The sequence below is a fragment of the Janthinobacterium sp. UMAB-60 genome, from assembly GCF_900095235.1.
Classification (GTDB): domain Bacteria; phylum Pseudomonadota; class Gammaproteobacteria; order Burkholderiales; family Burkholderiaceae_D; genus Janthinobacterium.
Genome location: NZ_LT607493.1, coordinates 14,034 through 38,227 on the forward strand (window position 1 = coordinate 14,034; position 24,194 = coordinate 38,227).

25 protein-coding genes are annotated in these 24,194 nt (G+C 60.8%); 12 read left to right on the forward strand and 13 right to left on the reverse strand.

Annotated features, from left to right (window positions below):
- Positions 1 to 6 precede the first annotated feature (6 nt).
- The 5 genes from K0F86_RS18555 to K0F86_RS18575 all read left to right on the forward strand — a co-directional run bounded on the left by K0F86_RS18555 (position 7) and on the right by K0F86_RS18575 (position 4,111).
- Positions 7 to 621: an ABC-type transport auxiliary lipoprotein family protein gene (locus tag K0F86_RS18555; RefSeq protein ID WP_219135773.1), complete on the forward strand. Its 615-nt coding sequence runs from the start codon at positions 7 to 9 to the stop codon at positions 619 to 621.
- Positions 618 to 1,805 carry a VanZ family protein gene (locus K0F86_RS18560; RefSeq protein ID WP_219135774.1) on the forward strand — a complete coding sequence of 396 codons (1,188 nt, stop codon included), beginning with the start codon at positions 618 to 620 and terminating at the stop codon, positions 1,803 to 1,805. The genes K0F86_RS18555 and K0F86_RS18560 overlap by 4 nt, the downstream gene beginning before the upstream one ends.
- 40 nt (positions 1,806 to 1,845) lie before the next feature.
- Positions 1,846 to 2,163, forward strand: coding sequence for a ferredoxin (locus tag K0F86_RS18565; RefSeq protein WP_034781335.1), 318 nt, complete (start codon positions 1,846 to 1,848; stop codon positions 2,161 to 2,163).
- 35 nt (positions 2,164 to 2,198) lie between these two features.
- Complete coding sequence (locus K0F86_RS18570) at positions 2,199 to 2,852, forward strand: alpha/beta hydrolase (RefSeq protein ID WP_219135775.1); 654 nt, start codon at positions 2,199 to 2,201, stop codon at positions 2,850 to 2,852.
- Positions 2,853 to 2,965: 113 nt separating this feature from the next.
- The gene (locus K0F86_RS18575; protein WP_219135776.1) at positions 2,966 to 4,111 is read left to right on the forward strand and encodes a D-alanyl-D-alanine carboxypeptidase family protein; all 1,146 of its coding nucleotides are present in this window, start codon (positions 2,966 to 2,968) and stop codon (positions 4,109 to 4,111) included.
- 64 nt (positions 4,112 to 4,175) lie between these two features.
- On the opposite strand, the gene K0F86_RS18580 is transcribed toward K0F86_RS18575, so the two are convergent.
- The 3 genes from K0F86_RS18580 to K0F86_RS18590 form a co-directional block, all read right to left on the reverse strand.
- Positions 4,176 to 5,573, reverse strand: coding sequence for a cytochrome c (locus tag K0F86_RS18580; protein WP_219135777.1), 1,398 nt, complete (start codon positions 5,571 to 5,573; stop codon positions 4,176 to 4,178).
- A gap of 14 nt (positions 5,574 to 5,587) precedes the next feature.
- Positions 5,588 to 7,375, reverse strand: a complete 1,788-nt coding sequence (locus tag K0F86_RS18585; RefSeq protein WP_257572226.1) for a GMC family oxidoreductase — start codon at positions 7,373 to 7,375, stop codon at positions 5,588 to 5,590.
- Between the two features lie 117 nt (positions 7,376 to 7,492).
- Positions 7,493 to 8,185: a gluconate 2-dehydrogenase subunit 3 family protein gene (locus K0F86_RS18590; RefSeq protein ID WP_219135778.1), complete on the reverse strand. Its 693-nt coding sequence runs from the start codon at positions 8,183 to 8,185 to the stop codon at positions 7,493 to 7,495.
- Between the two features lie 225 nt (positions 8,186 to 8,410).
- Here K0F86_RS18590 and K0F86_RS18595 point away from each other — a divergent pair, with 225 nt between their 5' ends.
- The gene (locus K0F86_RS18595; RefSeq protein ID WP_219135779.1) at positions 8,411 to 8,974 is read left to right on the forward strand and encodes a TetR/AcrR family transcriptional regulator; all 564 of its coding nucleotides are present in this window, start codon (positions 8,411 to 8,413) and stop codon (positions 8,972 to 8,974) included.
- Positions 8,975 to 9,030: 56 nt separating this feature from the next.
- Complete coding sequence (locus K0F86_RS18600; protein ID WP_219135780.1) at positions 9,031 to 9,957, forward strand: aldo/keto reductase family oxidoreductase; 927 nt, start codon at positions 9,031 to 9,033, stop codon at positions 9,955 to 9,957.
- Between the two features lie 2 nt (positions 9,958 to 9,959).
- On the opposite strand, the gene pssA is transcribed toward K0F86_RS18600, so the two are convergent.
- Positions 9,960 to 10,700: a CDP-diacylglycerol--serine O-phosphatidyltransferase gene (pssA, locus tag K0F86_RS18605; RefSeq protein WP_257572245.1), complete on the reverse strand. Its 741-nt coding sequence runs from the start codon at positions 10,698 to 10,700 to the stop codon at positions 9,960 to 9,962.
- A gap of 265 nt (positions 10,701 to 10,965) precedes the next feature.
- Between pssA and K0F86_RS18610 the strand changes: the two genes are divergently transcribed.
- Together K0F86_RS18610 and K0F86_RS18615 are read left to right on the forward strand one after the other, a co-directional pair.
- Complete coding sequence (locus K0F86_RS18610; protein ID WP_306823212.1) at positions 10,966 to 11,922, forward strand: CAP domain-containing protein; 957 nt, start codon at positions 10,966 to 10,968, stop codon at positions 11,920 to 11,922.
- Between the two features lie 103 nt (positions 11,923 to 12,025).
- Entirely contained in the window at positions 12,026 to 12,661 is a 636-nt protein-coding gene (locus K0F86_RS18615) for an Hpt domain-containing protein (protein ID WP_219135781.1), read from the forward strand.
- Positions 12,662 to 12,664: 3 nt separating this feature from the next.
- Here K0F86_RS18615 and K0F86_RS18620 read toward each other — a convergent pair whose 3' ends face one another.
- From K0F86_RS18620 to rpmH, 9 genes are all read right to left on the reverse strand, one after another.
- Positions 12,665 to 12,865, reverse strand: coding sequence for a hypothetical protein (locus tag K0F86_RS18620; protein ID WP_219135782.1), 201 nt, complete (start codon positions 12,863 to 12,865; stop codon positions 12,665 to 12,667).
- Positions 12,866 to 12,985: 120 nt separating this feature from the next.
- On the reverse strand, positions 12,986 to 13,555 hold the full coding sequence (locus K0F86_RS18625; RefSeq protein WP_219135783.1) for a hypothetical protein: 570 nt from the start codon (positions 13,553 to 13,555) through the stop codon (positions 12,986 to 12,988).
- 25 nt (positions 13,556 to 13,580) lie between these two features.
- Positions 13,581 to 13,784 carry a hypothetical protein gene (locus K0F86_RS18630; RefSeq protein WP_219135915.1) on the reverse strand — a complete coding sequence of 68 codons (204 nt, stop codon included), beginning with the start codon at positions 13,782 to 13,784 and terminating at the stop codon, positions 13,581 to 13,583.
- Positions 13,785 to 13,801: 17 nt separating this feature from the next.
- Positions 13,802 to 14,101, reverse strand: coding sequence for a hypothetical protein (locus tag K0F86_RS18635; RefSeq protein ID WP_219135784.1), 300 nt, complete (start codon positions 14,099 to 14,101; stop codon positions 13,802 to 13,804).
- Positions 14,102 to 14,110: 9 nt separating this feature from the next.
- Positions 14,111 to 15,490 carry a tRNA uridine-5-carboxymethylaminomethyl(34) synthesis GTPase MnmE gene (gene mnmE / locus K0F86_RS18640; RefSeq protein ID WP_219135785.1) on the reverse strand — a complete coding sequence of 460 codons (1,380 nt, stop codon included), beginning with the start codon at positions 15,488 to 15,490 and terminating at the stop codon, positions 14,111 to 14,113.
- A gap of 185 nt (positions 15,491 to 15,675) precedes the next feature.
- Positions 15,676 to 17,412, reverse strand: coding sequence for a membrane protein insertase YidC (gene yidC, locus K0F86_RS18645; protein ID WP_219135786.1), 1,737 nt, complete (start codon positions 17,410 to 17,412; stop codon positions 15,676 to 15,678).
- An 11-nt stretch (positions 17,413 to 17,423) separates the two neighbouring features.
- On the reverse strand, positions 17,424 to 17,684 hold the full coding sequence (yidD, locus tag K0F86_RS18650; RefSeq protein ID WP_010401993.1) for a membrane protein insertion efficiency factor YidD: 261 nt from the start codon (positions 17,682 to 17,684) through the stop codon (positions 17,424 to 17,426).
- Complete coding sequence (gene rnpA, locus K0F86_RS18655) at positions 17,681 to 18,133, reverse strand: ribonuclease P protein component (RefSeq protein WP_257572227.1); 453 nt, start codon at positions 18,131 to 18,133, stop codon at positions 17,681 to 17,683. Before rnpA ends, yidD begins: the two co-directional genes overlap by 4 nt.
- 8 nt (positions 18,134 to 18,141) lie before the next feature.
- Positions 18,142 to 18,276 (reverse strand): 50S ribosomal protein L34, encoded by a 135-nt coding sequence (gene rpmH / locus K0F86_RS18660; protein ID WP_010401996.1) that lies wholly within the window; start codon positions 18,274 to 18,276, stop codon positions 18,142 to 18,144.
- A gap of 513 nt (positions 18,277 to 18,789) precedes the next feature.
- Here rpmH and dnaA point away from each other — a divergent pair.
- From dnaA to gyrB, 3 genes are all read left to right on the forward strand, one after another.
- Complete coding sequence (gene dnaA, locus K0F86_RS18665) at positions 18,790 to 20,184, forward strand: chromosomal replication initiator protein DnaA (protein WP_219135787.1); 1,395 nt, start codon at positions 18,790 to 18,792, stop codon at positions 20,182 to 20,184.
- 149 nt (positions 20,185 to 20,333) lie between these two features.
- Positions 20,334 to 21,440 (forward strand): DNA polymerase III subunit beta, encoded by a 1,107-nt coding sequence (gene dnaN / locus K0F86_RS18670; RefSeq protein ID WP_034754341.1) that lies wholly within the window; start codon positions 20,334 to 20,336, stop codon positions 21,438 to 21,440.
- A 152-nt stretch (positions 21,441 to 21,592) separates the two neighbouring features.
- Complete coding sequence (gene gyrB, locus K0F86_RS18675; RefSeq protein ID WP_219135788.1) at positions 21,593 to 24,091, forward strand: DNA topoisomerase (ATP-hydrolyzing) subunit B; 2,499 nt, start codon at positions 21,593 to 21,595, stop codon at positions 24,089 to 24,091.
- Positions 24,092 to 24,194: the final 103 nt, after the last annotated feature.

The window sequence follows — 24,194 nt, forward strand, 5'->3', positions numbered from 1 at the left end:
CACCGCATGCCTATCCCACGCCATCTCAGCGTACTCATCCTGGCCAGCGCCTTCGTGCTGGGCGGCTGCGCCAGCCGCGGCCCCGTGCCCACGTTTTATGATTTCGGCCCGACCGCGCCGCTGGCGGCCGCACCCGCGGCGGCGCCAGCCGTGCCCGTGCTGGTAATCGCCGACGCCAACGGCCCTTCGTGGCTGGACAGCCAGCGCATGTATTACCGGCTGCTGTACGCCGACGCGCAGCAATCGCGGCCGTACGCCTACAACCGCTGGAACACGCCGCCGCTGCAACTGTTGAGCCAGCGCCTGAAAACGCGCGTGGCGCAGAGCGGCGTGAAAGTGCTGTCGACCACGGACGCGGCCGCCGGCATGCCCCTGCTGCGCATCGATGTCGATGATTTTTCGCAAGCGTTTGACACACAGACGCACAGCAGCGGCCATGTGTCGCTGCGCGCCTCGCTATTTCGCGGCCACCGCCTGATCGACCAGAAAACCTTCAGCCGCAGCGGCCCGGCCGGCAGCGCCGATGCGCAAGGCGGCGCGCAGGCGCTGGCGGCGGCCTCGGACGCCATCGCCGCCGACCTGCTCACCTGGCTGGGCACGCTGAATATCCCGAAAGAATGACCGACCCCGCAACCCCCGCCAGCCCGGCGGCGCCGCTGCCGCCCGTCCGTTCCTCGCCCGTGTCGCGCGCGACCCTGCTCGCCTACGTCTTCCTGATCGTGTACGCGAGCTGGTTCCCGTTCACGGGCTGGCACAGCAATGGTTTGTCGCCGCTGACTTTCCTGGAAAACACGCGCATGCCCCGTTACTGGACGGGCTTTGACGTGAGCATCAACGTTGTCGGCTACATTCCGCTCGGTGCGCTGATCGTGTATTCGCTGTTTCCAAGGATTACTGGTTTCTTTGCCGTCGTGATCGCCAGCCTGTGCGGTATGTTGATTTCCGGCAGCATGGAAGCCGTGCAAACCTATCTGCCCAGCCGCGTGTCGTCGAATCTCGACTTTTATACGAATTCGGCCGGCTGCTTCATCGGTTCCCTCATCGGCGCCTTGACGGCGCGCAAGCTGCTCGACCAGAGCCATTTGCTGCGCCTGCGCCAGCGCTGGTTTGCCCAACATGCCAGCCAGGGCCTGGTGCTGGTGGCGTTGTGGCCGCTGGCGCAAATCTATCCGCAAGGCTATCTGTTCGGTCTGGGACAATTGCTGCCCATCCTGTCGGACTGGGCCTCCAGCCTGATGGGCATGGACATCGACCTGGCGTCCTTCCTGCGTCCCGATGTGATATTGACGGTTGAGCAATATTGGCTATCGGAAACCATCATCACGGCCTGCGGCATGACAGGCGCCGTGCTCACTTTGCTATGCCTGCTGCGCCGCGCCGCACCGCGTGCCGCGCTGATGCTGATCCTCATCGCCGCCGCATTGATCGTGCGTTCGATGGCCAGCGCGCTGCTGTTTTCGCCCGAAAACGCCTTCGTCTGGATCACGCCGGGTGCCCAGGGCGGCTTTTTGATCGGCCTGATCATGCTGGGCGGCCTGGCCTTCGCGCCCCATGTGGCGCAGCGCCGCATCGCGGCCGCCACCTTGCTGCTGAGCCTGGTGATGGTGAATACGACGCCGATCAACCCGTACTTCATGTCCACCTTGCAAGGCTGGGTACAAGGCAAGTTCCTGAACTTCAATGGCGCGGCGCAATTCCTCGCCTTGCTGTGGCCCTTCATGGCCCTGTGGTTCCTGTGCCTGCCCTCGCATCGTTTGAACCGGCAAGATGACGTGCAGCGCCAGCGTCGCGAAGACCACCCATAAGCGTTATCATGGCGCATTGATGAATCAGCAGGAGCATAGTATGAGCGACGCACCGTATTTTGAACGCCACGTTTTTTTCTGCATGAACAAACGTGAAGACGGCCGCAACAGTTGCGGCGACCATGGCGCGGAAGCGGCGCAAAAGCATTGCAAGCGCCGCATCAAGGAACTCGACATGAATGGCGCGGGCAAGATCCGCATCAACCAGGCCGGCTGCATGGACCGCTGCGAGGAAGGCCCGCTGCTGGTGATCTACCCGGAAGCGACCTGGTACACCTATGTCGACACCAGCGATATCGATGAAATCATCGATACGCACCTGGTGGGCGGAAAAATAGTCGAACGCCTCAAGATTTAATGCCAATTTAAGAGATAGCCACCAGTATGAGCATCATGAACAGAAATTCGGAAAAATTTACCCTCGCCGGCCATGCAGGCAGCATGGAAGGCTTGCTCGATTTCCCGGCAGACACTCCGCGCGGCATCGCCCTCGTTGCCCATCCGCACCCGCTGTACGGTGGCACGATGGATAACAAGGTCACGCAAACCCTGGCGCGCGCCTTTGTCGCCCTCGGTTACGTGGTGGCGCGCATCAACTTCCGCGGTGTCGGTGCTTCCGAAGGCGTGCATGACCATGGCGCGGGCGAGACGGACGACATGCAATTGCTGTACGAACACATGGTCGGCCTGTATCCGGGCTTGCCCGTGGCCTTGTCCGGCTTCTCGTTCGGCACCTTCGTGCAATCGAAACTGCAGGAACGCCTGGCCGCCGCCGGCACGCCCGTCGAGCGCCTGGCGCTGATCGGCAGCGCGGCCGGCAAGTGGGCCATGGCGGACATTCCCGCCGACACCATCTTGATCCACGGCGAACTGGACGACACGATTCCCCTGTCCGCCGTCTTCGACTGGGCCCGTCCACAGGACATCCCCGTGATCGTGATCCCCGGCGCCGACCACTTTTTCCACCGCAAGCTCAACCACATCAAGAACCTCGTGATTGCGCTGTGGCATGGTGACAAACCCGCAATAGCAGCAGATGATCATTGAAGTGTGGGCTTACTACCGCCTCCACGGCTATAATTGATCCGTTTTTTCCACGCGGCCATGTAAGCAGCAACGACATGGCCCTCAGCCTTCATCTTTTTCGCAGACCAGCCTCCATGAAAAAACTTTTAGCGGCACTGGCCTCCAGTGTATTTTTCTTTTCCGCCGCCTTCGCCCAGAGCGTTCCAGCCCCGACCATCGCCGCCAAGTCCTGGCTGTTGCTTGACGCCACCAGTGGCCAGATCATTGCTTCGCAAGATCCGGACGCGCGCATCGAGCCGGCATCGTTGACCAAAATCATGACGGCTTACCTGACGTTTGCCGCCATCCGCGAAAAGAAACTGGCGCTGGACCAAAAAGTGAATGTCTCCGTGCGCGCCTGGAAAGTCGATTCGAGCAGCTCGAAGATGTTCATCGACCCGGCCACGCCCGTGTCGATCGACGACTTGCTGCATGGCCTGATGATTCAATCGGGTAACGATGCCGCCGTGGCCCTGGCTGAAGCCGTTGCCGGCGATGAAGGCACGTTCGTCGTGCTGATGAACCGTGAAGCGCAACGCATGGGTCTGAAAAACACGCGTTTTGCCAATCCGCATGGCTTGCCTAGCCCCGATAACTATTCCACGGCGCAAGACCTGTCCGTGCTGGCCAAGCGCGTGATCGCCGATTACCCGGAATTCTACAAAATCGATTCCGTGAAAAGCTTTACGTACAACAAGATCACCCAGCCTAACCGCAACCGCCTGCTGTGGCTGGACCCGACCGTCGATGGCATGAAGACGGGCCATACGGAAGCGGCCGGCTATTGCATGATCGCTTCGGCCCGCCGTCCGGGCGGCACCGGCGAGCGCCGTCTGATCTCCGTGGTGCTGGGCACAACGTCGGACCAGGCGCGCACGCAGGAAAGCCAGAAGCTGCTGAACTGGGGCTTCCAGAACTTCGATACGGTCAAGCTGTACTCGAAAGGCCAGGCCGTGGCCACGCCGGAAGTGTGGAAGGGCTCGAAAGGCACCGTGAAAATCGGTTTCGCCCGCGACGTGCTCGTCACCGTGCCAAAAGGCATGGCTGCCAAGATGAAACCTGTGCTGGAACGCAAGGACCCGCTGGTCGCGCCTCTGGCTGAAAACGCCCCTGTCGGCAAACTGAAAATGATGGTTGAAGACAAGGTTCTGCTGGAACTGCCTGTCGTGGCGCTGGAAACCATCAACCAGGCCACGATCTTCGGCCGTGCCTGGGATTCGATGCGCCTGTGGATGAAGTAATTATTTCTCGTATTCCATAAAAAATGCCCGCAGATGCTGCGGGCATTTTTTTCGTCCATCGACTTTACTTCGCTGGCGCATCCTTCAGGTGCGGCTGGCGCGCCACGGGCGGAAAGGTGCCATGGCGGCCTGCCGCAAACGTCGCTTCCGTCTGCGATGGCTCCACCGGCACGGACAGCTTGCGCACCTTGGCCACCTGCGCCGCCGTCACCGGTGTGCCGCGGTTACCCCAGCTGGTCTGGATGAACGTCACCACCTGCGCGGTCTGCTCATCATTGAAAATGTCGGCATATGGCGCCATCGTCAGCGCCGACGGCGCCGTGCGCGTGGCCGGCACGGCGCCGCCCGACAACACGATATTGATGGCCGACGTGGGATCGTTGGTCTGCAGCACGGCGTTACCGGCCAGCGCAGGGAAAGCCTTGTCGTAGCCCTTGCCGTCGGAACGGTGGCAACCGGCGCAGCGGTCCAGGTACAACTGCGCGCCCTTGGAGTTGACGATGCCGCTGAACAACTGCTTGCCCAGCTTGTCGTCGGCCACGAAGGCGGGCGTGGCCGGGTTCGAAGGCGGCAAGGACTTCAGGTATTTCGCCATGGCCGCCAGGTCGCCATCGGTCATGTGCTGCATGGAATGGGCTACCACGTCGTTCATGGCGCCAAACGAGGCCGTATGGCTGTTGCGGCCCGTTTTCAGGAATTCGGCGATCTGCGCCGCGCTCCAGCGCGCCAGGCCGCCGCCATGTTCATTGCGCAACGATGGCACGGACCAGCCGTCGATCACGCCGCCGCCCGCCAGGAAGGTCGTGTTGCCCTCATCCGTCAGCGATTTTTCCTGCATGCCCACGCCGCGCGCCGTGTGGCAGGCGCCGCAGTGGCCCAGGCCCTGCACCAGGTAGGCGCCGCGCAGCAATTGCGCGTCACCCGTCACCGGCGTTTTATATGGCTGCGGCGTGGGAGCGAACGCCCAGCGCCAGATGGTCAACGGGAAACGCATCGACAGCGGCCACGGAATGTCGGCCGCCTTGTTCGGCGTCGGGTCCGCTTTCACGCCATGCATGAAGTAGGCATACAGCGCCTGCATGTCCGCCTCGCTCAGGCGCGAATACGATGGATACGGCATGGCCGGATACACGGTATAGCCGTGTTTGGTCACGCCGGTGCGCATCAGCTTGTCGAAATCGGCAAAGCTCCAGTCGCCGATACCGGCCTTTTTATCGGGCGTGATGTTGGTGGAATACACCTTGCCGATCGGCGTTTCCATGCCCAGGCCGCCCGCGAACGGTTTACCCTGCGTGCCGGCCGTATGGCAGGCGATGCAGTCGCCCGCGCGGGCCAGGTATTCGCCCTGGCGTATCAGCTGGGCGTTCGGGACGGTGGCGGCAGCCGAACAGGCAGTACTGGGGGTGATGGCGGCGAGCGCCAGCAGCAGCGCGCCCACTGTTTGGGTGAATGTGTTGTTCATCTTCTTGTTCTTTATCAGGCGACCAGGGGACGGGGATCTTTCAGGTATTGCTCGCGGATGGCCTTGGCCGACCAGTAGGTCAGCGCGCAAGCGAGGCCCGTCGGGTTGTAGCCGATGCCGACCGGGAACACGCTGGAACCGACGGCAAACACGTTGTGCACGTCCCAGCTTTGCAGGTAGCGGTTGACGACGCTGGTCTTGCGGTCCGCGCCCATGGCCGTGCCGCCCGCCCAGTGCGTGGTCTGGTAGTTGCGCAAGTCCAGGTGGTCGCCCACGTTCTTGACGGACACCTTGATCGACTCGGGATTCATGGCTTCGGCCACCTTCATCATCTTGTCGGTGACGAAACGGCTCATCTTGATGTCGTTTTCCTTCCAGTCGAAGGTAAAGCGCAGCAATTGCTGGCCAAACTTGTCCGTGTAGGTCGGGTCGAGGTCGACATAGCAGTCGCGGTAAGTCATGTTGGCGCCGTGGCAATCGAACGAGACCGTGTTCAAATAGCTCTTCTTGACGGCCTTTTTCCAGGCCGAACCCCAGGCGGGCGTGCCGTCCGGCGTGGCAATCCCCGAGATGGGCTTGGAGCCGGCCGGGTTGCACCAGGCGGGCGAGCCGCCCACAAAGCCCAGCGGGCCATGGTCGAAATTGTCGCCATTCCAGTCATCGAGCGCGACGCCGGTGCCGCCGGCGCCGATGAAGGGATTCGTGTTCGTGTCTTCCTTGAAGAAGGTCTGGATGGTGGACATCATCTGGTAAGCGATATTGCGCCCCACCACGCCTTCATTGCTGACGGGGTCATACGGCTTGCCGATGCCGGACAGCAAAAACAGATGCGCGTTGTTGTAGGCAAAGGCACTGGCGATGACCAGGTCCGCCGGTTGCTCGACGGCCTTGCCATCCGCATTGATATAGGTCACGCCCGTTGCGCGTTTTTTACTGCCGTCGAGGTTGATGCGCACGACGTTGCAGTTGGCGCGCAGCTCGAAGTTGGCCACCATGCGCAGGGCCGGCATGATGTTGACGTTGGGCGAGGCCTTCGAATAGTTGTAGCAGGCGTAGCCGGAGCAGAAACCGCAGAAGTTGCACGGCCCCATCTGGCAGCCGTACGGATTCGTGTACGGGCCGGAGGCGTTCGACGAGGCGTTGACGAACGGGTGGTAGCCGACGGCCTTGGCCGCGCGGCGGAACAGTTCGGCCGTGTACGGCACTTTTTGCGGCGCCAGCGCGTAATTGTCGGAGCGGTCGGCCTCGAACACATTGCCGTCGCCGACGACGATGCCGTTGACTTTATACGCCTGGCCCGAGGTGCCAAAGACTTTCTCGACGAAATCGAAGTGCGGCTCCAGCTCGGCGTAGGTCACGCCAAAGTCCTGGATCGTCATGCCTTCGGGGATGAATTTCTTGCCGTAACGGCGTTCGTAGTGGCTGCGGATTTCCAGCTCTTCCGGCAAGACGCGCCAGTGCATGCCCGACCAGTGCAAGCCCGCGCCGCCCACGCCCGTGCCCGGTTTGAAGGCGCCGATCTGGCGGTAGGGCACGGCCACGCCCGTGATGCTGTGGCGGAAGGTGAACGTGCTCTTCGACATATCCTGGAACAGCTTGCTGCGCTGGATATAGGTCAGCTCGTCGAGGGTCTTCGGATAGGCGCCGTCGGGATAGGTGTCGCGGTACTCGCCGCGTTCCAGCGCGACCACGTTCAGGCCCGCTTCCGTCAATTCCTTGGCCATGATGGCGCCGGTCCAGCCGAAGCCCACAATCACGGCATCGACAGGCTTCATTTTTACATCGGGTTTGATATCACTCATGATGGTTTTTCTTTTTCTTTGATCGGCTACGAATAACTGAAAAGGTTCAGGGCAAGGCGCATTGCCGCAGGCAGTACGCTAGTACGACCAGGCAGTGCAACGCCGCCATGGACGTTTTCAGGCGATGGATACTGGAGGCAACGGGTATTTCTTGCCATACTGCTCCACCCAATCCATGTAGTCGGCGCGTGCGCCGGGGAAGCCCACCATCTTCCAGGCCAGCATGTCCTTGTTGCCGCCATGCACGGGATCACAAAAATAGCCTTCGCGCGTATTTTGCAGCAGCTGGTTGAAGAAGATTTTCGACGGCACTGCGCCGATGTCCAACGTCCCCTTTTGCAATTGCGTGATGACGGCGTCGCGCTCGGCCGCATTCAGCTGCACGAAAGGCTTGCCGGACTGTTTCTGCACGGTCGCATTGACGCCGGCCAGCGCACTTTTGTACAGCTCGCGCGGCGCCATGTGGAACTGGTAGCCGAACTGTTCGATCGACGGCACGAACGGCCCCTGCATGTACCACAGCGCGCCATATGCGTACGGCGTGTTCATCTGCGCATCGATGAATTCATGCACGCCCGATTCCAGCGCGCCCGGCCCTTCGGCGTCGGCGGGGATCAGGCGGTCGACCAGCGCGCTCAGGGTGGCCCACTCGGTGGCGTCGAAAAAGCGCGGTTTGTAGGCAGGCTGGTCCTTGGAGACGGCCATGGCCAGGCCGCCGCCGGCGCCGGCCAGCAAGGCCACGGCAGGCGCTGCGCCAACGGCCTTGCGCAGGAAGTGTCGCCGATGGGGCGAAATCCCGATGATTTTCATAGGTTGTCCTCGGGCGGCACGAGCCGCCACAGTGATGGATGTGGGAGTCAGAAAGAAAATGCGGGCACGCGCCGCTGAGATGGCAGATTTCACGTAGAGATGACTGGGGTATCGCGGCGCATCCGCCTGTCGGTTAATTGACCAAGATGATTGACAAGCAGTTGTTTTGCATTTACGGTGCGCATCGTACCATAATTAAAAGAAACATTCAGAGACAGGTTGGACGTGATCAAAAAAGAGGCAGCGGTGCGTGGCCGCCCGCGCAAGGCGGGCGTGGAAGATGCGGTACTGGAAGCGATCGTCACGCTGGTGCGCCAGCATGGGCTCGACGCGGTGACGATACAGATGGTGGCCGACGTGGCCGGCGTGGGGCGCCAGACGATCTACCGGCGCTGGCCGCGGCGCGAAGACATGCTGCTCGACGCGCTCGTCAAGCGCACGGCGGAAAAGCTGCAACGCGCGCTCGACATGCCGGACGGCCAGGAAATCGAGGCGATCTGCGCGCGCATCTTCGACAACCTGAACGCCGACGGCCGCTTCACCTGCGACCTGCTGGTGCTGATCCACAATGACGCGGCGGCGCAACTGCGCTTTCGCGAGCAGATCGTCGCGCCGTGGATCACCCTGGTGGTGCAGCGCCTGCTCAACATCGGCGTGCGCGCCGACCTCGACCTGCGCCTGTTCGCCTTCATGCTGCAGTCGGCGCTGGTGTACCAGATGCAACTGGGTGGCCAGCTCGACGATGCCTTGCAGGAGCGGTGCTGCCGCTTCATCCGCAGCATGCTCTAGCTTAGCTGGCTATAATCGTGGCGTATCCCCTCACGCCACCATCAGAAAGCCAGCCCATGAGCCATGTATTTCCCGCCAGCCTGCAAGCGCCGCGCAGCCGTTTAAGCAGCAACGGTCCCGAACTGTCGCGCATCGTCGCTGGCATGTGGCGCATCGGCGAGTGGAATATGTCGGCGCAGCAGCGCCTGGCCTTCATCGAGCAATGTCTGGCGCTGGGCGTATCGAGTTTCGACCATGCCGATATCTATGGCGACTACAGCGCCGAAGGCTTGTTCGGCGAAGCGCTGGCCCTGCAGCCGGGCTTGCGCGACAAGATGGAACTCGTCAGCAAGTGCGGCATCAAGCTGCTGTCGCCGCACCGCCCCGGCCATGCCATCCAGCATTACGACACGAGCGCGGCGCACATCACCAGTTCCGTGGAACAGACCTTGCGCCAGCTGCACACGGACCGCCTGGACTTGCTGCTGATCCACCGTCCCGATCCGCTGATGGATTTCGACGAGATCGCCGGCGCGTTTACCCAATTGAAGAAAGATGGCAAGGTACTGCACTTTGGCGTATCGAATTTCAGCCGCCACCAGTTCGAGTGCCTGCACCGGCGCTTCCCGCTGGTGACGAACCAGGTGGAATGCTCGCCGCTGCACGTGGCGCCCCTGTTCGACGAAACCTTCGACGGCTTGCAGGACGTGGGAGTGGCGCCGATGATCTGGTCGCCGCTGGCCGGCGGCCGGCTGTTCCAGGGCGGCGATGCGAATGTGGAAAATTTGCGCAATGTCATCAAGCAGATCGCCGACCAGTTGCAGCGGCCGTTTGCCAGCGTGGTGTTTGCCTGGATCATGCAATTGCCATGCCGCCCCCTGCCGCTGACGGGCACGGGCCGCATCGAAGCGGTGGGCGTGGCCGTGGAAGGCACGCAATTTTCGCTCAGCCGCAGCGACTGGTTCGCCATCCTGCGCGCCGCGCGCGGGCACGAGGTGGCCTGAGATTAATCGATCTCGTCGGGGTCGTTGAACACCTGCGGTAGCGCAATGCCGCGCCAGCCCAGATACCACGCCAGGTTCAGCGCCAGGGTGGCGGCGATGTAGACGGCGAAGAACAGCGCGAAGAAACTGGTCTTCAGCCACACCAGCAGGGCGATGGCAAGGATCAGCACCAGCAGCGCGGCCAGGCTTTTCTTTTGCTTGGAGCTGGGGAAACGCAAGGTCGACACCATCAGGCTGCCCACGCCCACCAGCAGCAGCATCAACAGATAGCTGTGCAGCATGGAATCGATGGGCGCCGGCCAGGCCACCACCACGGCCGCCACGCAGGCGGCGCCAGCCGTGATCGGCATGCCGACGAAATACATGGGGTCGGTATGTCCCACGTTCACATTGAAGCGCGCCAGGCGCATGGCACCGCAGGCGACGAAGAAGAAGCTGGCCATGCCGCCAAAGCGCAGCAGCAGCGGATCGTGCACGCCCATCTGCACAAAACCATAGCAGTACAACAAGACGGCGGGGGCGCAGCCGAAATTCATCACGTCGGCGATGGAATCGAGCTGCACGCCGAACTGCGAACTGGTGTTCGTCAGGCGCGCCACATAGCCGTCGAGCGCATCGAACACGCCGGCCAGCACCAGCAGCGCGGCCGCCAGACGATAGGCATCCGCGTCGCCCACCGGGGCGTTATCGACGGAAATGACGATGCTGGCAAAGCCGCAGGCTATCGACAGCAAAGTCACCATGCTGGGCAAGGCGTATTTGGCGCGCTGCAGGCGCGACTTGGGCAAGGTGTTCAAATGTATGGGCAATCAAAGTAGCGGGATGAGGCAATGCAGCGGCAAACGCTGCGCTACGCCCATTCTACCCTGCGCAGCGGCGGGAGCGTCCCCGCACGAGCGCGACATATCTTTTCATGGATGCTCTACGCGCTATCAAAATACCTTAGAATCGTTTTACAGGGCAGCACGCCGCCCCCACCGCTGTCCGCCTACCTATACAGGAGTCAACTTGATTGTCTCGTCACTGCGTTGGAAATACTGGATACCCGCCCTGCTGAGCGCAGCCCTGTTGAGCGCCTGCGGCGGAGGCGGCAGCGACAGCAGCAATGCTGCGCAAGGCACCTCGACCCCGGCCGGGCAGCTGGTACAGGAGCCGGGCGCTCCCGTCCTCAGCAACAATATCGCCACCGATGGCTTCAACTGGATCAATTACCGGCGCGGCCAGATCGGGCTGGCGCCGCTGGTGCGCAATAGTCTGATCGACAACGCGGCACTCGGCCACTCCAATTATCTGAACATCAATAATGTGGTGGTGCACAATCAAACTAAAGGCAAACCCGGCTTTACCGGCGAAACACTGTACGACCGCCTGACCGCGTCAGGCTATGGCGTCACTTCCGTCTGGGGCGAAGTCATCGCCGGCGTGGCGACCAACTCCGGTTTCTACATGGCGGAAAACCTGATCACGGCCGTGTACCACCGCTTCCTCATCTTTGAACCGACGTTCAAGGAAGGCGGCGCCGGTGCGGCCGTCAACAACAGCGGCTACGCCTATTTCACTACCGACCTGGCGGGCAATAGCCGCTATGGCCCCGGCTTGCCGGCCGGACAGATCATCAGCTACCCGTTCAACGGACAGACCAAGGTCGCCACCAGTTTCTCCAGCAATGAAGAGGAACCCGATCCCGTGCCCAACCAGGACGTGGTCGGCTACCCCATCAGCGTCCATGCGAATTTCGATGCCACCCTCAGCGTGACGGCGTTCACCGTGCGCCAGCATGGCGCAGGAACGGACCTGACGGTACGCCTGCTCAGCAAGGAAACCGATGCCAGCAATACATCACGCTCGGTGGCCGCCATCATCCCGCTGGCCCCCCTGCTGGCGGCCACCACCTATGACGTGAGTTTCATCGGCAAAGTCAATGGCGCGAACGTCACGCGCAGCTGGTCCTTCACGACACGCTAGACGGCAGGCTGGCGCCAAGCGGGCGCGGTGTCGAGCACGACAGGATGTAAAATAGCGGTTCCTGCTTTACGACAGTGACAAGTTTTGGGGCTCTCTGCACAGCATGCTGAAACCACACGCCACTTGCGATGATGATGCCGCCGTAGCGGCATCCGACATGGTCCGTATTCTCGACGTCGAGAACGGACTGGGCCGCATCATGGGCGACCGCATCCTGTACCTGAAAATCCTGCGCCGCTTCCTGCATGACCACGGCACCACGCCGTGCCAGATCCGCGCCGAATTCGATACCGGCAACTATGCTTCCGCGCGCCTGAAGGCGCATACCCTGAAAGGCGCCGCCGGCATGATCGGCGCGCACCACGTACACGGCCTGGCGACAACCCTGGAGTCGGCACTGCGTGCGCAGGCGCCCGACCTGGCCCGGCAGATGCTGCAACTGGAACTGGCGCAGGATCAATTGCTCGGCGCGGTCAGCAGCATGCTGGGCACGCCGGAGAGCACCCACACGGCGGCGCAGGACGTGGCGCCCGACCCGGCCGCGCCCGCCATCCAGCTGCTGCTGGCGCGCCTGGCCAGCCATCTGCGCGAAGGCGATGGCGCGGCCATCGACATCCTGGAAAACTCGGCCAGCCTGCTGGCCGCCAGCCTGGGCGTGCACGTCTACCAGGAAGTGGCGGCCGCCGCGCACGAGTTCGATTTCGACGGCGCCCTGGCGGCGCTGCTGCGGCGCCGCTAGCGCTCAGCTGTTGTACTGCGCCTCTTCCGCATACGCCACGCCACAACTCTTGCAACAGAAACGGCGCACGGCATCGAGCGGCTTGTCGCAATACCAACATGCACCTTTCGGCGGCAAGGAGGCGATCAATTCCGGCATGGCAGGCAGTGGTCGCGCCATTACCTCATCCTCGCATTCCACGACATCCGGCTGTTTGCTGTCCATGGCGCTTCCTTTCCTAGCGGCACTTCAAGGCCGCTCAGCAAGATTACGTCATTAAAGTTGAGGCGGTATGAGCATGCTCAATAGACCGCGCTCCCGTGGGATACATGGCAGCAAATGGAGCTATTCGCGGCGAGGCTGGGTTTGCACACTCGGCCCCACAAGATCGGCCCGTTCCATGCAGTAAGGCTCCCACGCTGTCTCCTGCCGCATGACGAAAGTCATATTGGCAAGACGCGCACCGTGCGCTTGGATGGCTTCCTTGCGCTGGGGTGTATTGACAAGCAAGGCCATCACTTGACCTACCTTGTTTTCATCCTCGGGGACCAGTTCGCCAAGGCCAGCCAGGCATTCACTGCTGCGTATCGCCATCGAATGCGCATGTGACGATTCCCAGGGTGTGGTTGCCAGAATAGCCGCCTGATTGCTGATGGCAACATTTGCCATGCCTCGCAGAAGCCGGGCATCTCGCGAAAAATGCCGCAGCAGAAACAACTCGACATCATCGCGCACGCCATTATCATTGCTATCAATACCGGCAAGCGTTTGTTTGCCAGCAGCACCAGGATCAGGTGGTGGCACAGTGTCGATCGTCAATTGCAATGGGGCGGCAGCCAAAACCGCGATAGGAGAAACAAGCGCCAATGCGAAAAAAACAATAGCGGTGCTACGCGGGAATGAAGGATATGTCATAGGAACTCCTGGTTGGGAATTCCGACTATAAAACCGTCACATGGCAAGCTATTGCTGTTCCGCAATCAATATGAATTTGCTTGCGGATACAGAGCCGGCTGAAAACCACATCCAATAAATCATCAGGCGAAAATTCGTCCGTGGCGCTCGACAGTTGCATCTGCGCCAGGCGCAGCTCTTCGGCGAACAGATCAAGCGCCGGTCTTTTCGCCGTTCGAGGTGTATGCAAAAAAACACCTCTGATACTTATTTCCGAAAGCTCCTGACGGCATCATTCGCATGCTCGGCGATGAGTTTCTTAAGCGCCGGCTGTCCAGCATACTTGGCAGACAGCCGTTTCCACTGCTTCTGCGCCTGGCCGCACGATTGTTCAATGGCTTGCGTGATCTCGCGCTGGCGCGCCTTGTCGTTGTCATCCCACTCGCCGGCAAAATGCTCGCACATCTGGGCGTTATCGACAAACTGCGCCACGTCCTGCGGCAATTTTTCCTGCGCACCAGCCAGCAGGGGCAGACAACTGAACAGCAGAACAGGCACCAGCTTCATCGAACCTCCTTATTTGCCGATGCAGAAGCGGCTGAAGATCACGCCCAGCAGATCGTCAGGTGAGAATTCGCCCGTGATGCTCGACAACTGCACCTGCGCCAGGCGCAGTTCTTCGGCGAACAGGTCCAGCGACTGGTCATCCTGCGCCGCGTGCGCGGCGGCGATGTCCAGGTGCTTGCCGGCCGATTTCAAGGCGATCAAATGGCGTTCGCGCGCCAGGTACAGCGATTCGCCCGTCTGCTGCCAGCCGGCGATGCGCAAGAGTTCGGCGCGCAGCAAGTCGATGCCGATGTGCTCGTGCGCCGACAGATACACGTGCGTGGCATCCGGCAAGGCATCCACGCCGGGCTTGTGGCCAGAAAGATCAATCTTGTTCCACACGCGCACCACGGGCACGCCTGCGGGGAAGGCGGCGACGATGGTTTCATCGGCCAGCGTGGGGCCATGGTCGGCATCCAACAGGTGCAGGATGACGTCGGCCTTGCCGATCTCGCCCCAGGTGCGCTCGATGCCGATGCGCTCGACGGCGTCGATGGTGTCGCCCGCGCTGCGGATGCCGGCCGTGTCGATGATGTTGAGCGGAATGCCTTCGATCTGGATGGTTTCGCTGACCTTGTCGCGCGTGGTGCCGGCGATCGGCGTGACAATCGCCACGTCGGCACCGGCCAGCGCGTTCAGCAGCGACGATTTGCCCACGTTCGGCTGGCCCGCCAGCACCACGTTCAGGCCTTCGCGCAGCAGCGCGCCCTGCGCCGCCTGCGCAAACACTTTATTCAGCGCTTCGATGACGGCTTTCAATTGACCACGCGCATTCGATTTTTCCAGGAAGTCGATTTCCTCTTCCGGGAAGTCCAGGGTCGCCTCGACCAGCATCCTTAAACCCGTCACCTGTTCCACCAGCGCGTGGATGGTCTTCGAAAATGCGCCCGACAGCGATTGCGAGGCGGACTTGGCGGCCGCTTCCGTGGAAGCGTCGATCAGGTCGGCCACGGCTTCGGCTTGCGCCAGGTCCAGCTTGTCATTCAAAAAGGCGCGGCGCGTGAATTCGCCCGGTTCGGCCAGGCGCAAGCCGTTGTCCTTGCCCGCTTCGAGCACGCGCGCCAGCAGCAGCTGCAGCACGATGGGGCCGCCATGGCCCTGCAATTCCAGCACGTCTTCGCCCGTGTACGAATGCGGGCCCTTGAAGTGGATGGCGATGCCCTGGTCGATGATGCTGCCGTCACTTTCCGTGAAGGGCAGATAGGTGGCATGGCGCGGTTTCAGCTGCTGCGCGCCGAACAGGGCCGTCATCAAAGGCGCGAGGTTTTTGCCGGAGGCGCGTACCACGCCAATGCCGCCGCGCCCGGGGGCGGTGGCGATGGCGGCGATAGGGGAAGAGTCGAGTTTCATGGGGATATTGTAATAGGTACGGCAAGGGAAGGTGCAGCAACGTAGGTCGGCTTAGCGCGCAGCGCGTAAGCCGACGCAGCACACGCTGGCGATAGTGTCGGATTACGCGTGGCCTTGCCACGCTAATCCGACCTACAAGAATTAAAAAGCCCGCACTAGGCGGGCTTTCTGTTCGCTGGCCAGAATTACTTGGCGGCAGGCGCGTATTTCTTGGTGATCACCCATTGCTGGCCGATCGACAGGACGTTGTTGACGACCCAGTAGAGTACCAAGCCCGACGGGAAGAAGAAGAACATCACCGAGAATGCCAACGGCATGAACAGCATCATCTTCGCTTGCATCGGATCGGCCGGGGCCGGGTTCAGCTTGGTCGTGATGTACATCGAGATCGCGTACAGCACCGGCAGGATGCACCATGGGTCATGCTGGGCCAGGTCGGTGATCCAGCCGATCCATGGCGCGCCGCGGATTTCCACGGACGCGTTCAGTACCCAGTACAGGGCGATAAAGACGGGCATCTGGATCAGGATCGGCAGGCAGCCGCCCAGCGGATTGATCTTTTCCGTCTTGTACAGCTCCATCGTGGCTTGGTTCATCTTTTGCGGGTCGCCTTTGTAGCGCTCGCGGATCGCCTGCATCTTCGGCGTGACCAGTTTCATCTTGGCCATGCTGCGGTAGCCGGCGGCCGACAGGGGGAAGAACGCCAGCTTGATCAGGATCGTGAAGGCGATGATGGTCCAGCCCCAGTTGCCCAGCACGCTGTGGATATGTTCCATGACCCAGAAGATCGGCTTGGCGATGATGGTCAGCCAGCCGTAATCCTTGACCAGTTCCAGGCCAGGCGAAACGTTTTCCAGCAGGTGCGCGATTTGCGGACCCGAGTACAGCTTGCTGTCCATGCTGGCCGTGGCGCCTGGCGCCAGGGTAGGCAATGGCAGCACGTTGCCGATGGCGTACAGGTTCGGGCCGACCTTCTTGGTGAAGATGTCGCGCTTGACGTTTTCAGGCGGAACAAAGGCGGAAACGAAGAAATGTTGCGAAATCGCAAACCAGCCGCCATTCGCCGTGGCCGGATGCAGGCCCTTCATGGCGTTGTCGTTGCCCTTCTTCTCGTCTTCCGCGGCGGCTTTTTCGATTTTCTCGAACGTCAGCTTCTGGTACTTGTCTTGCGGCGTGTACAGGGTCGGACCCGTGAAGCTGCTGTTGAAGAACGAGTCGCCGACCGGCTTGTTGCCATCATGCGTCAGTTGCAGATACAGCTGTGGCGTGACAGGCGCCGCGCCCACGTTGGCCACGTCGTGACGCACGTCGATGACGTAGTCGCCGCGCTTGAACGTAAACGTCTTGGTCAGCTTGACGCCGCCTTCGACCGCTTCCATCACCAGTTGCACTTGCTTGCCGTCACCGATGGTGCGCACGCCAGGCTGTACGGTGAAACCGCTCGCATGGGTGGGGAAAGGACCGCCAACCAGGCCCGATTGCGCCAGGTAGGTGTGGTTCGCGCCCTCGTCGAACAGCACTTCGTTTTGCTTGCCTTCGTCAGGCTGGCACCATTTGAACAGGCCGAAGCAGCCGCCGAACCAGCCCGGATTGCCCGCGCCCTTGAATTTCAGCAATTCCAGACGCTTGACCTGGCCGCCCAGGGTGTCGATATCGACCTTGATGACGTCGGTGGTGATGGTAATCACTTCGCGCTTGAACGCGGCGGGATCGACAGCGTCACCCGGCAGGGCAGGCACGCCTGCCGCAGCCGAAGCAGCCAGGGCATCCGTCTTGGCAGGGGTCGCAGGCGCCTTGGCGGTTTGTTCCGTGTTCGCGGAGAACATCGACGGCTTGCCGTTCGAGATCATCCATTCGTTCCAGAGAATTACCAGCGAGACGGAAAACACGATCCACAGGATGGTACGTTTATTGATATCCATTAGGGTATTTGTCAGGAGTGGTTGCAACCGCAAGCGGTCGTTGAAGATTGTTTGCAATCGGCCGGCGGCACCGGGTCGACGCCCCCTTCATTCCAGGGGTGGCAACGGCACAGCCGCTTGGCAGCCAGCAGGCTGCCCTTGGCAGTACCGTGCACGCGCAGCGCTTCCATCGCGTAATGCGAACAGCTCGGATAGAAACGGCAATTCTGTCCCAGCATGGGGCTGATCAGCAACTGATAAGCACGCAGCAGGAACAGCAGCAGGGTTTTCATGGCGCGGACGGTGGTGGCGCAGCAACAGAACGGGCCTGGGCGGCGATTTGCGCCGCGAACAGGCGGCCCAATTCTTCACGCAGCTCGGCTTTGAGCCGAGTCGTGGTGGCCGGGCCATCCTTGCTGTTGACGGCGCGCGATAAACGCACCACGCAGTCGACCGGCGGCATCGCGCTGTTGCGAAACAGCTCGCGCGTGACGCGCTTGATCGTGTTGCGGGTCGCCGCGCGTGGCGCGAAACGCTTCGCCACAACGACGCCCAGCCGCGCATGCGGCAATTGATTGTGTCGGGTGTACAGCACAAAATGCGCTGTTTTTTGCGAAGGGCGCAAACGAAAAACGGATGAAAATTCATCCGTTTTAACGATACGCCGAACGCGCGCGAAGTCGTGTGAACCTTCGCGTTGATTGCCGACTGGAGTACAGCTAGCCACGCGATCAGCTGTCAACGACAAGCCTATACGGCCAGACGTTTGCGGCCCTTTGCGCGACGTGCGTTGAGCACATCACGGCCACCACGGGTAGCCATACGAGCGCGGAAGCCGTGCGTACGCTTGCGGCGAACGACGGAAGGTTGGTAAGTACGTTTCATGTTGGTCTCGCTAAAAACAAAAAAAATGCAAAATCGGGTCTGACGTCCCGTCAGTTTTTGGTGCCAATGACAATCGCGCACTTATGCCAAGGCACAAGCTGGCCAATCTCATCGCCCGCTTAATCCACGCTTAGTCCATATTGTCGTTCCAAATGAATAAACACGGAATACGGGCGGGGAACCCTGAATTATTCAGCATATGCCCCCCTCTTGTCAAGGATTGCCGTGATCGCCCGGAAATTTTCGCATCGAACCCCATCCGCCGGCAAGCCCCCGCCACAGGCCGCGCCAGCACTGCCTGCAACGGGATAACCGGGGGATAAGTCGCCTCTTATACACACGGCGCCCCACCCCGCCACAGAAAAATAACAGCCGTGCCTGTGGATAACTTTGGCAGTCGGGAGTAGAATAGCGCGTTACGTGTGGCGAGCCCTCGCGCGACGCCGGCCTTGCAACACGGTGAACGCAGGGCAGAATCGATACGCCCTCCCACACCTTTTCACATAGACATACATGGATAATTTCTGGCAGGCCTGTTCCGCGCAGTTGGAACTGGAGCTGACACCGCAACAATTCAGTGCGTGGATCAAACCGCTTATCCCTCTCGATTACGAAGAGGGCAAGCTGCGCATTGCTGCGCCCAATCGCTTCAAGCTCGATTGGGTCAAGACCCAGTTCGCCAACCGCATCACTGCGCTGGCCATACAGTACTTCGAAGCGCCCACGGAAGTGCAGTTCGTGCTCGACCCGCGCCTGGCCCTGCCGAAGAAACCCGTCACCGCCAGCACCCCGGCCAGCGATCCGAATGGCGGCGCGCCCAGCGCGCGCGCCGCGGAACCGCAGCCCAGCGTGCCGGAACTGAGCATCGGCGCCGCGCCGCGCCGCGAGCAGAGCCGCATCAACACCGACCTGACCTTCGACAGTTTCGTGACGGGCAAGGCCAACCAGCTGGCGCGCGCCGCCGCCATCCAGGTGGCGAACAATCCGGGCGTGTCGTACAACCCGCTGTTCTTCTACGGCGGCGTCGGCCTGGGTAAGACCCACTTGATCCACGCCATCGGCAACCAGGTGATGGCCGACAATCCGGGCGCGAAGATCCGCTACATCCACGCGGAACAGTACGTTCGCGACGTAGTGACCGCTTACCAGCGCAAGGGTTTCGACGACTTCAAGCATTACTATCACTCGCTCGACATGCTGCTGATCGATGATATCCAGTTCTTTGGCGGCAAGAGCCGCACGCAGGAAGAGTTTTTCTATGCGTTCGAGGCATTGATTGCTGCGAAGAAACAGATCATCATCACCTCGGATACCTATCCGAAGGAAATCACGGGCATGGACGACCGCCTGATTTCGCGCTTCGACTCTGGCCTGACGGTAGCCATCGAACCGCCGGAACTGGAAATGCGCGTGGCGATTCTGCTGAAAAAAGCCAAGCAGGAAGGCGTGACCTTCTCGGACGACGTGGCCTTCTTTGTCGCCAAGCACTTGCGCTCGAACGTGCGCGAGCTCGAAGGCGCGCTGCGCAAAATTCTGGCGTACTCGCGTTTCCATGGCAAAGATATAACTATCGATATCGTCAAGGAAGCCCTGAAGGACTTGCTGTCGGTGCAAAACCGCCAGATTTCCGTGGAAAACATCCAGAAAACGGTGGCCGACTTCTTCAATATCAAGGTCGCCGACATGTATTCCAAGCGCCGGCCCGCGAATATCGCCCGGCCGCGCCAGATCGCCATGTACCTGGCCAAGGAATTGACACAGAAGAGCCTGCCCGAAATCGGCGAGCTGTTCGGCGGCCGCGACCACACCACGGTGCTGCATGCCGTGCGCAAGATCGCGCTGGACCGCACCAAGAACCCGGAATGCAACCACGAATTGCATGTGCTGGAGCAAACGTTGAAGGGCTAAGCACCATTTGGCAAGACTGGCTCAAAACGTGCTTTACCCTTATCATCTGGGAGGGCGCCGCAGCCGGTCTGTCGGGGCTCCCTATGGCAACAATTGTTAAATTAATACGTTAAACGTCGTACTGTTCAACCTATACATTGAGGATAAATATGCAATTGGTCAAAACCACCCGAGATACCCTTCTCCGGCCACTGCAGATCGTGAGCGGTATTGTCGAGCGTCGGCACACTATGCCGATTCTGGCCAATATCCTCATCCGCAAAGACGGTGAAAATGTCTCCTTCCTGTCGACCGACACCGAAGTGCAGATCACCACGCACGCGGAAATCGGTTCCGGCGCGGACGTGACCGGCACCACCGTGGCCGCGCGCAAGCTGCTGGACATTTTGCGCGCCCTGCCCGAATCGGGCGACGTCACGATGACCCTGCTGAACAAGCGCCTGACCGTGCAAACGGGCAAGTCGCGCTTCGCGCTGCAAACCCTGGCGGCGGAAGAGTTTCCTACCGTGCAACAGGCGGAAAGCTACAACGCTTCCGTCACCCTGCCGCAAAAAACGCTGAAGCACCTGTTCAACATGGTGCATTTCTCGATGGCGCAGCAAGACATCCGCTACTACCTGAACGGCTTGCTGCTGGTTCTGGATGGCAATAATGTCATCGCCGTGGCCACCGATGGCCACCGCCTGGCGTTTTGCCAGGTCGCCACCGAGCAGACGTTTGCGCGCCAGGAAGTGATTATTCCGCGCAAGACCATCATCGAACTGCAGCGCCTGCTGGAAGAGAACGATGAACCGGTGCAGCTGGACATCGCCGCCAATCAGGTGAAACTGACCTTTGCCGACATCGAGCTGATCTCGAAGCTGGTGGAAGGCAAGTTCCCCGACTACACGCGCGTGATTCCAAAAGGCTACAAAAACGACTTCACCATCGGCCGCGATGAACTGCTGCGCTCGCTGCAACGTGCCGCCATCATGACCAGCGACAAGTTCAAGGGCGTGCGCTGCATCATCACCCCGGGCAGCATGAAGATCAGCTCGACCAATGCGGATCAGGAAGAAGCCGTCGAAGAGCTGGAAATCGACTACGGCGGCGATTCCGTCGACATCGGCTTCAACGTGACGTATCTGCTGGACGTGCTGAACAACCTGAAATGCGAATACGTCAACATCGCGCTGGGCGACTCGAACTCGTCCGCCCTGATCTCCATCCCGGACAATGCCGACTTCAAGTATGTCGTCATGCCGATGCGGATCTAAAGACCACAGCAGTGACGTAGGTCGGATTAGCGCAGCGTAATCCGACATGCTGAGCGCCGTCTGTCGGGTTACGCCGTTCCGGCTAACCCGACCTACCGTCATCAGCGAGCAGCCCCGAATCAATCAGCAATCGTTATTTGAGAAAGCAGTCCATGTCCGAGAATCCACAAGACACCCCGATCCAGGCCATCACGGAAGAATACGGCGCCTCCTCCATCCAGATCCTGGAAGGCCTGGAAGCCGTGCGCAAACGCCCGGGCATGTACATTGGCGACACCTCGGACGGCACCGGCTTGCACCATCTGGTATTCGAAGTGCTGGACAACTCCATCGATGAATCGCTGGCTGGCCACTGCACCGACATCCACGTCACCATCCACAGCGACAATTCGATCTCGATCACCGACAATGGCCGCGGCGTGCCGACCGGCCTGAAAATGGACGACAAGCACGATCCGAAGCGTTCGGCGGCGGAAATCGTCATGACCGAGCTGCACGCGGGCGGCAAGTTCGACCAGAACTCGTACAAGGTATCGGGCGGTCTGCATGGCGTGGGCGTGTCCTGCGTCAATGGCCTGTCGAAATTGCTGAAACTGACCATCCGCCGCGATGGCAAAGTGCATCACATGGAATTCGTGCGCGGCGTGCCGCAAGACCGCCAGATCGTCATGGTGGGCGACATCGCCACCTCGCCGATCAAGGTCATCGGCGAAACGGACAAGCGCGGCACCGACGTGCATTTCTGGGCCGACGAAGAGATTTTCACGCACGTGGAATTCCACTACGAAATCCTGGCCAAGCGCATCCGCGAACTGTCCTTCCTGAACAATGGCGTCAAGATCAAATTGTCGGACCAACGCACGGGCAAGGAAGAAATCTTCGCCTTCGAAGGCGGCACGCGCGGTTTCGTCGAGTACATCAACAAGGCCAAGTCGGTCTTGCACCCGACCATTTTCCAGGCCACGGGCGAGCGCCTCTCGGACCAGGGCACGAACATCTCGGTCGACGTGTCGATGCAGTGGAACGATGCCTACAACGAACAGGTGTTGTGCTTTACGAATAACATCCCGCAACGCGACGGCGGCACCCACCTGACGGGCTTGCGCGCGGCCATGACGCGCGTGATCAACAAATACATCGATGAACACGAGTTCGCCAAAAAGGCGAAAGTGGAAATCAGCGGCGACGACATGCGCGAAGGCCTGACCTGCGTCTTGTCGGTCAAAGTGCCGGAACCGAAATTCTCGTCGCAGACGAAAGACAAGCTGGTATCAAGCGAAGTGCGCGGTCCCGTCGAAGAGATCGTCGCCAAGACCCTGGCCGATTACCTGCAAGAAAAACCGAACGACGCCAAGATCATTTGCGGCAAGATCGTCGAAGCGGCACGCGCCCGTGAAGCGGCCCGCAAGGCCCGCGACTTGACGCGCCGCAAAGGCATCATGGATGGCCTGGGCCTGTCGGCCAAGCTGGCCGACTGCCAGGAAAAAGACCCGGCCCTGTGCGAACTGTACATCGTCGAGGGTGACTCGGCAGGTGGCTCGGCAAAACAAGGGCGCGACCGCAAGTTCCAGGCGATTCTGCCGCTGCGCGGTAAAGTGCTGAACGTGGAAAAAGCCCGTTTCGAGAAAATGCTGTCGTCCGAGCAGATCACCACCCTGATCGCCACCCTCGGCACCTCGATCGGACCGGACGAATTCAACGTCGAAAAGCTGCGCTACCACCGCATCATCATCATGACCGACGCGGACGTCGACGGCGCCCACATCCGTACCCTGCTGCTGACCCTGTTCTACCGCCAGATGCCGCAACTGGTCGAACGCGGCCACATCTACATCGCGCAACCGCCGCTGTACAAAGTGAAATCGGGCCGCGACGAGCGCTATCTGAAAGATGACGCCGAAGAAGCGAGCTACATGATGACGGTGGCGCTGAACACGGCCGTGCTGGTGCCGCGCACGGGCGCTGAAGGCATTTCCGGCGAAACGCTGACGGAACTGGTGCGCAAGTTCAACCTGTCGAACACCATTATGACGCGTCTGACGCGCGTCATCGACCGCGCCGCCCTGACGGCCATCATGACGGGCGTGCAGCTGGACCTGTCGACGCTGGACCTGGCGGAAACCTCCGCCCTGGCCCTGCAGACGGCCATCAACGACAGTGCCGTGCGCGTGCATGTGCGTTCCGACGACTTGTCGGAAAAACACATGCTGCGCATCGAGCGCATGCACCACGGCAACATCAAAGTGACGGCCATCGACGCCGACTTCGTGCAAGGCCCCGACTACGCCGTGCTGAGCAGCGGCGCCGCCACCTTCGAAGGCCTGATCGGCGAAGGCGCCTTCGTGCGCCGCGGCGAAGGCGAGCGCATGAAGGAAATCGCCGTGGTCGACTTCCACCAGGCCATGCAATGGCTGCGCGACGAAGCCGAACGCACGGTCTCGAAACAGCGCTACAAAGGTCTGGGCGAGATGAACCCGGATCAACTGTGGGAAACCACGATGGACCCAACCGTGCGCCGTTTGCTGAAGGTACAGATCGAAGACGCCATTGCGGCGGATCAAATCTTCACGACGTTGATGGGCGACGACGTGGAACCACGCCGCGCCTTCATCGAAAACAACGCACTGCGCGCGGGCAATATCGACGTATAAGCCAGCTTCCCTGGTTTCCGTGTCTGCCAAGGCGGCCCTTTTCAGGGCCGCTTTTTTATGCACGGCAGTATCTTGCCAGCATATTGACATACTTGCTAAAAGC

What these genes read in the sequence shown, in the direction of transcription:
- K0F86_RS18555 (WP_219135773.1), top strand. Translation starts at nt 7, where the DNA reads ATGCCTATCCCACGCCATCTCAGCGTACTCATCCTGGCCAGCGCCTTC.
- K0F86_RS18560 (WP_219135774.1), top strand. Translation starts at nt 618, where the DNA reads ATGACCGACCCCGCAACCCCCGCCAGCCCGGCGGCGCCGCTGCCGCCC.
- K0F86_RS18565 (WP_034781335.1), top strand. Translation starts at nt 1,846, where the DNA reads ATGAGCGACGCACCGTATTTTGAACGCCACGTTTTTTTCTGCATGAAC.
- K0F86_RS18570 (WP_219135775.1), top strand. Translation starts at nt 2,199, where the DNA reads ATGAACAGAAATTCGGAAAAATTTACCCTCGCCGGCCATGCAGGCAGC.
- K0F86_RS18575 (WP_219135776.1), top strand. Translation starts at nt 2,966, where the DNA reads ATGAAAAAACTTTTAGCGGCACTGGCCTCCAGTGTATTTTTCTTTTCC.
- K0F86_RS18580 (WP_219135777.1), bottom strand. Translation starts at nt 5,573, where the DNA reads ATGAACAACACATTCACCCAAACAGTGGGCGCGCTGCTGCTGGCGCTC.
- K0F86_RS18585 (WP_257572226.1), bottom strand. Translation starts at nt 7,375, where the DNA reads ATGAGTGATATCAAACCCGATGTAAAAATGAAGCCTGTCGATGCCGTG.
- K0F86_RS18590 (WP_219135778.1), bottom strand. Translation starts at nt 8,185, where the DNA reads ATGAAAATCATCGGGATTTCGCCCCATCGGCGACACTTCCTGCGCAAG.
- K0F86_RS18600 (WP_219135780.1), top strand. Translation starts at nt 9,031, where the DNA reads ATGAGCCATGTATTTCCCGCCAGCCTGCAAGCGCCGCGCAGCCGTTTA.
- pssA (WP_257572245.1), bottom strand. Translation starts at nt 10,700, where the DNA reads ATGGTGACTTTGCTGTCGATAGCCTGCGGCTTTGCCAGCATCGTCATT.
- K0F86_RS18615 (WP_219135781.1), top strand. Translation starts at nt 12,026, where the DNA reads ATGCTGAAACCACACGCCACTTGCGATGATGATGCCGCCGTAGCGGCA.
- K0F86_RS18620 (WP_219135782.1), bottom strand. Translation starts at nt 12,865, where the DNA reads ATGGACAGCAAACAGCCGGATGTCGTGGAATGCGAGGATGAGGTAATG.
- K0F86_RS18625 (WP_219135783.1), bottom strand. Translation starts at nt 13,555, where the DNA reads ATGACATATCCTTCATTCCCGCGTAGCACCGCTATTGTTTTTTTCGCA.
- K0F86_RS18635 (WP_219135784.1), bottom strand. Translation starts at nt 14,101, where the DNA reads ATGAAGCTGGTGCCTGTTCTGCTGTTCAGTTGTCTGCCCCTGCTGGCT.
- mnmE (WP_219135785.1), bottom strand. Translation starts at nt 15,490, where the DNA reads ATGAAACTCGACTCTTCCCCTATCGCCGCCATCGCCACCGCCCCCGGG.
- yidC (WP_219135786.1), bottom strand. Translation starts at nt 17,412, where the DNA reads ATGGATATCAATAAACGTACCATCCTGTGGATCGTGTTTTCCGTCTCG.
- yidD (WP_010401993.1), bottom strand. Translation starts at nt 17,684, where the DNA reads ATGAAAACCCTGCTGCTGTTCCTGCTGCGTGCTTATCAGTTGCTGATC.
- rpmH (WP_010401996.1), bottom strand. Translation starts at nt 18,276, where the DNA reads ATGAAACGTACTTACCAACCTTCCGTCGTTCGCCGCAAGCGTACGCAC.
- dnaA (WP_219135787.1), top strand. Translation starts at nt 18,790, where the DNA reads ATGGATAATTTCTGGCAGGCCTGTTCCGCGCAGTTGGAACTGGAGCTG.
- dnaN (WP_034754341.1), top strand. Translation starts at nt 20,334, where the DNA reads ATGCAATTGGTCAAAACCACCCGAGATACCCTTCTCCGGCCACTGCAG.
- gyrB (WP_219135788.1), top strand. Translation starts at nt 21,593, where the DNA reads ATGTCCGAGAATCCACAAGACACCCCGATCCAGGCCATCACGGAAGAA.